Genomic DNA, 5,733 nt, shown 5'->3' with positions numbered 1-5,733 from the left:
GGACATAACCGTACCGAGGCAATCACAGGGGAACCCCAAACACAGATCAAATGATCAACTTATTTAATGACGATCCCCGGAGCGACTGGAACCAGTAATCATCCGACAACCCGGCGGAGTTTCGCGTTCCGGCCGGTGTCGTCGGATCACCCGTCTATCGGGTTACTGCTGACCCCCGCCAAACGGCTGGCCCTGCTGCTGCTCGCCGCCCAGCCCCGAGGCGAAACGCTCCCCAGCGATTCCTCCACCCTGAACACCCGCGCCTACTCCCGCAAGCTCCAGGAGTCGGTTCTCGACGTACCGCTCGCTGTGGTGCGTCTTGTCCGCGATCCGCTGGACGAGGTCGTTGACGCTCGTCGCAGAGTCAAGGTCCGCCGGGCTCACCTGACCGAACTGGTCGAGGATTCGGTAACGAATCTGCCGCCAGTTCTGCCGCAGCTGCTGTTCCACCTGCTGCACCTGCTGCTGTTGAGCCATTTTCCCTCTTTCTCCTCTCGAGCAGAACACCCGGATGTGTGTCGGCCAGCACCGGCCAGCACGGGAGGCACGTTACCGCAGCCGAGCTGAGCGGCGTCAAACCCGAGAACCGATATGAATGTATCCTCACGCGTCCGACGTCCGGCACCTGAGAGCCGTATCAGAGCACATCGACCTCATACCGGTTGAAGAGACGACCGCAGCAGTATGGAACTCGTACCAAGGGAACAAAATGCCGTACTGCATAGGATTCTTGAAATCTCGGTTGAACAACGTGGTTGAACGACATGTCAGAGCGGCAGATATCCCGGACGATGGGCGGATGGTCAGCCGTCTGCTTTGCCGACGACTCGCCGTGCGCACGCTCGTCCGGGCGGCACGGCGCGTCCTCGCCAGCTGACCCATCATTGATCTTCTCCGCGCCGTCTGGCCTGACGGACTTCACCGCTGCCTGTGGCTCCCCCATGCAAGCATCTCATGTCGTGACCGGCTCAGGGAATCTGGACTACCTGGGAGGCAATGCTCAGGCCCGCCCCATACCCAATGAGCAGCGTCGAATTCGGAGCTCGAGCCATCGGCGACTGTGAACAGTCCAGCCAGCTTTCCGTGCATCCGACGGTGTCTCTGCCGGTAGATGTCCCAGCCGGTCATCGGCACGGGACCGAACCGGATACGTATCCGGAACAGCCGTGCGATCTGCAGGGCAGGGCTGGTGTTGTACTGCCAGGCCCCGCAGGGCATCCAGCGCATAGTGGGGCGGAGCCGGAACCGCCCGGTGAAGTGGGCGCGGAACGACCAGTCCCGCCGACGGCCAACGACTCCCATGTGGCGCAGGTACCGCTGGTCGGCGATGGGCAGGTCGGCGAGGTCGGCATCGCCGACCGCTGCCTCGTCCTCGGGCCGATCCGGCCCGTCCGGCATGGCCCCTCGGCGCTAGGCCATCGAGCGCAGCATCGAAGTCCATGCACAATCAGCTCGACACCCCAGGTCAACGGACGCTCCGGCTCGGCCGGGTCGCCGGTGTTGGCCTCCAGGCCGTGGATGAATGCGAACATGGCTCGACCAGGCTGACAGCCGCGCCACGATGGTCGGCCCCTGGTCGATGACCTCGTGCCAGGCCTCCGCCTACCGACAGGTAAGATCATCTGAACTGAGTGGCCTGGATAAGCCTCCTCGTAGGTCCCCCTGCTCGAGGACAACACGGCCGGCGAGCGCGGCGGCCACCAACGTTCCCGAGGCCGGGTCCGCATGATTGCGCAGCGGCCGGATTGTGGGGAGCCAGTCACGATTCAGGGACCGCAAACCGTGCTCAGGTCCCCCGAATTCACCGGCCTTCGGCTAGGACAGTTCGGCTAGGACGGTTTAGTAGATACGGCGATGGTCCAGGGCAGATGGAGGGGCCGATGCAGGACGGATGGCTGGGACGGCTCACCAGAGCGTTCCCCGACGACCCCGGGCTGATCAACCTCAAGGCGGCCGGCCGGGTTGCCTTCGTCGCCCCCATGCTGCTGGCCGTCACCTATCTGGCTGGTGGGGACGTGCGGCTGAGCCTGTTCGCCTGGTTCGGCGCCTACACCCTGCTGGAGTTCATCGACTTCACCGGGCCGACCAAGACCAGGCTGTTGGCCTACGTCGCGTTCGCGATTATCACCGTCTCGCTCATCGTCATCGGCGCACTGTGCTCCCGGACACCCTGGCTGGCGGCGCCGGTGACCGCATTGGTCGCCCTGATCGTGCTGTTTTCCGGGGTCCTCAACGCGTATTTCGCCGCCGCCGGACAGGCCACGCTGATGGCCTTCGTCCTGTCGGTGATGACGCCTGGCCCGGTGTCGGCCATTCCGGAACGGCTCGCCGGCTGGGGGATCGCCATGGTGGTGGCCGTCACCGCGGCCATGGTGCTGTGGACGGAGCGGCCCCCAACACGGCTGCGTGCCGCACTGGCTCAGGCGTGTCGGTCGATGGCCGCCGGGGTGGCGTGGACAACCATGCCTTTTCCGCAGTCTGACGGGACCGGGGCGGACGAAGTTCCCCGGATCTGGACCGACGTGTTCCACCTGCGTCGCAGGTTCGCCGAGACCGCGCACCGGCCCAGCGGTGTCGGCGGGCGCACCGCGGCGCTGGGGTATCTCGTCGTAGACGTCAACTGGTTGGTCCCGTTCGCCGAACCGCGTGCGGACCGGAATCGGATCGCGGCGGCATGCTTCCCCCGCGAAGCTGCCGAGATCCACACCGCCGCCGCTGCCACGCTCGCCGCCGCTGCCGATCGACTCGACCGCGGTCTACGGCCGGGCGAGCGGCTCGGCCTGGACCGTTTGGAGCGGGCTGAACGGAGGATGCGCACAGCCCTGCTGGACTACCTGGAGGGGCGAGGCAGCCGGCCGGCGCCGGACGCTGACAGGTGGACCGCCCGATCGGCCCAGAAGACGGATGATCTCGTGGTCGCCGAGGCGGAGCAGCCGTCGGCTGACCTCGCGATCGCCGAAGCGTTCCGGCTGCGCAGACTGGCCCGGGGGACCCGAGAGCTGGCGATGAACGTGCTGCAGGTGACCGCGCCGGCACCGGCGCTGCGCTCCTGGGCGCGGCCGCGGGGCTGGCCCGCCAGGCTAAGGCGGCTCACCCGGCGAGGCGTCGCCGCCACCGATCTGGCCGCCGGCTATGCCAGCATCCGGTCGGTGTGGTTCCGCAACAGCGTCCGCGGCGCCGTGGGACTCGCCCTCGCTGTCGCCCTGGCCCAGAACACCGAGGTGCAGCACGGCTTCTGGGTGGTGCTCGGTACCCTATCGGTGCTGCGGTCGAACGTGGTGGCGACCAGCTCGACGATCCTGCGGGGCCTGCTGGGCACCGGGATCGGTATTGTGGTGGGTGGCCTGTTCGTCGCCCTGATCGGCACCCACACCGTAATATTGTGGCCGCTGCTGCCGCTGGCCGTGTTCGTCGCCGGCTACATGCGGCGGAAGTCGTCCTTCGCGCTGGGCCAGGCAGGCTTCACCGTCGCCATCCTCATCCTTTTCAATATCATTGAACCGTTAGGCTGGCGGATGGGGCTGGTCCGCATTCAGGACGTCATGATCGGCTTCGGGGTGAGCCTGGCCGTGGGAGCGCTGCTGTGGCCGCGAGGAGCGGCTGCGGTCATCCGGCGTCGCGCCGCCGCGGCCTACCGGATGGGCGCGGCCTTCCTCGCCCTGGTCGTCATGCGGGCACCCGGTGATGACGATCCGCCCAGCGCCCGGCCGCGGACCTCGCCCTGGCTGGACCCGGCCTATACCGATATGTCGGACCATCCGGACGGCCCCGCAGATACCATCGGTGCGCTCGTGAGCCGGGTCGACACATCCCGAACGGTCGACACCTCCCGAACAGAGGGCATCTTCCGAACAGCCGATGCCTCCCGAACAGAGGGCGCCGACACCGCAGGCTCGGACGACGCGGCCCTCCGCCGTCCCAGCCGGGACCAGCAGGTGGCCGCCGCGGCCCGCGATGCCATCCGCGCCGGGCGGCTGCTCGACGACGCGGTCCGTCAGTACCTGTCGGAGCAGCCTGACGGCCGGCTCGAGGTCGACGCGCTCATGACCGTCGTCGGCGGGGCGCTGCGGCTGCGCCGGACCGCGCAGCTGCTGCACGCCGGCGACGTGCCCTGGCCGGCGGACATCCTGCGGGCCGGGGGCGGCGTCAGCATGATCGCCTCGACCATGGAGATCTCCGCCGCGCTGCCCGATCTGGCCGCCGCCCAGGAAGCGGTCATGGTGGAGACGACCGAGCTGTGCGACTGGTACCTGCGGTTCGCCGAGGCACTCGGCGACGGCAAGCCTCCGCCACCGGCAGACCCGAACCCCAGTCCCGGCTCGGCCAGCATGGCGGCGCTGGCCGTGGTGCGTCATGGCGCCGCCGCGCACCGACGCCCGGAACTGCGCGCCGGCGTGGCGCTCGCAGCACGCGCGACCTATCTCGACATCCTGCGTGGTCTGCAACCGATGCTCACCGACGCGGGCATGGCGCTCGTGCACCAGGGCCCCGCTGGGAGCCGCGGCTGGGCGGCCGGCGTACGACCCCGGCGGACTCGCCGGACGCCACGCTGGTGAACCGATCCGTTCGCCGACTTCGTTACGATTGCCCGTCGTGGCGCAGGTGTCCCACCTGCGCCACGACGGTCGATCAGTTCACCTGGGCGTGCCGCCGGCCGTCGGGACGAGCCTGCCGCAGGCCGCCGGGTCGGTTGCCTCCTCGGGCAGGGCCGGATTGAGCTCGCTGCGGCCGGGGCCATCGTAGCGGCCGTTGTGGCTGAAATCGACGCCGTGCTGTTCGATCACGCCCTCACCGGCCCGCAACTGCGCGGCTACCGCCGGGGTGACCGTGAACGTGCGGTGGTAGGTCGCATTCCCAACCGGGAACCTCGCCACCGCCACCTCGCTGGCCGGGCTGGTGTCGCCGGACGTGATCAGCGACACCGCGACCGGGCCACGCCACGGTTTGCCGTCGACGGTCCGGAAGCGGCCGTGGACGCCGGTGCCGGTCACGTCCGGCGGTGGGCAGACATGGCGGCCACCGATATGGATATGCTGCGCGTGCGGCAGACCCGGCGCCAGCCCGCGACTGGAGATCGAGATGGTAAGTTGGTCGCCCCGCAGAATCGCGGTAGCGGTGCTGTGGGCGCCGGAATGGTTCAACGGCATGAGTGTCGCTTGAAGGAAGGTCTCCGCGGCGCCGGAGCCGGGCGTCGGCCCGCCCCGGCCACCGCCGGCGGCCGCGGGTGCCGCGGCAAGCGCCGACAGGACCCCCAGCCCGACGGCGGGCAGCAACACCTTTCGAATCAACTGACTACCCATAGTCATGAAGCTATAGAAGGACGCGGGCCCGGACGCGTCAAATCGACCGACCAGGCCGGTTGAGAGTACATGTCCCGGTAGTTGATCCGCCGCCATTTGCGATAGCTATACCCTCAAATCGGCAGCCGAGGCTGGCCCACAGGCCACATTCCGTCTGGATCTTCCTGCTTCGCCGGGTGCACCCGGCCGAGCCAGCGTAAGGAGAGACGTAGCTGAGCAGCACAATGGCACCGGGAACCCGACGGACCATCCGAAGATCGACACGGCGACGCCGCATTCAGCTCGGATCTGAAACTACTGGATGGGCGGCAAGGACAACCACCCGGTGGACCGCGAGGCCTCGGATGATCTGACTTTTGAAGGTTTCGCGCGGTCCTACCTACCGATAACGGGGAAGTAGGGGATCGTCATTAAATAAGTTGATCATTTGATC

General features: G+C 67.8%; 4 protein-coding genes and 1 pseudogene. 2 read left to right on the top strand and 3 right to left on the bottom strand.

The features are described from left to right. Nucleotides 1-162: 162 nt before the first annotated feature. A complete protein-coding gene (locus tag AC08OT_RS18640; RefSeq protein ID WP_043591342.1) occupies nt 163-477 on the bottom strand; it encodes a hypothetical protein in 315 nt (104 codons plus the stop codon). Between the two features lie 441 nt (nt 478-918). Continuing rightward, complete coding sequence (locus AC08OT_RS18635) at nt 919-1,398, bottom strand: DUF6544 family protein (RefSeq protein ID WP_476594443.1); 480 nt, start codon at nt 1,396-1,398, stop codon at nt 919-921. Nucleotides 1,399-1,880: 482 nt separating this feature from the next. On the opposite strand from AC08OT_RS18635, the gene AC08OT_RS18630 reads away from it, so the two are divergent. Then, a complete protein-coding gene (locus AC08OT_RS18630; protein ID WP_476594442.1) occupies nt 1,881-4,556 on the top strand; it encodes an FUSC family protein in 2,676 nt (891 codons plus the stop codon). A gap of 78 nt (nt 4,557-4,634) precedes the next feature. On the opposite strand, the gene AC08OT_RS18625 is transcribed toward AC08OT_RS18630, so the two are convergent. Then, entirely contained in the window at nt 4,635-5,288 is a 654-nt protein-coding gene (locus AC08OT_RS18625) for a hypothetical protein (protein WP_476594441.1), read from the bottom strand. A 268-nt stretch (nt 5,289-5,556) separates the two neighbouring features. On the opposite strand from AC08OT_RS18625, the pseudogene AC08OT_RS18620 reads away from it, so the two are divergent. Continuing rightward, nucleotides 5,557-5,646: pseudogene (locus tag AC08OT_RS18620) on the top strand (SAM-dependent methyltransferase); the annotation flags it as partial. Nucleotides 5,647-5,733: the final 87 nt, after the last annotated feature.

Source organism: Frankia sp. CgJB1, assembly GCF_977947065.1.
The sequence above is the reverse complement of the archived record's forward strand: the minus strand, read 5'-3'. Positions and strand labels throughout refer to the sequence as shown.

Coding starts and splice junctions, on each gene's coding strand:
- AC08OT_RS18630 (WP_476594442.1), top strand. CDS start 1,881: ATGCAGGACGGATGGCTGGGACGGCTCACCAGAGCGTTCCCCGACGAC.
- AC08OT_RS18640 (WP_043591342.1), bottom strand. CDS start 477: ATGGCTCAACAGCAGCAGGTGCAGCAGGTGGAACAGCAGCTGCGGCAG.
- AC08OT_RS18635 (WP_476594443.1), bottom strand. CDS start 1,398: ATGCCGGACGGGCCGGATCGGCCCGAGGACGAGGCAGCGGTCGGCGAT.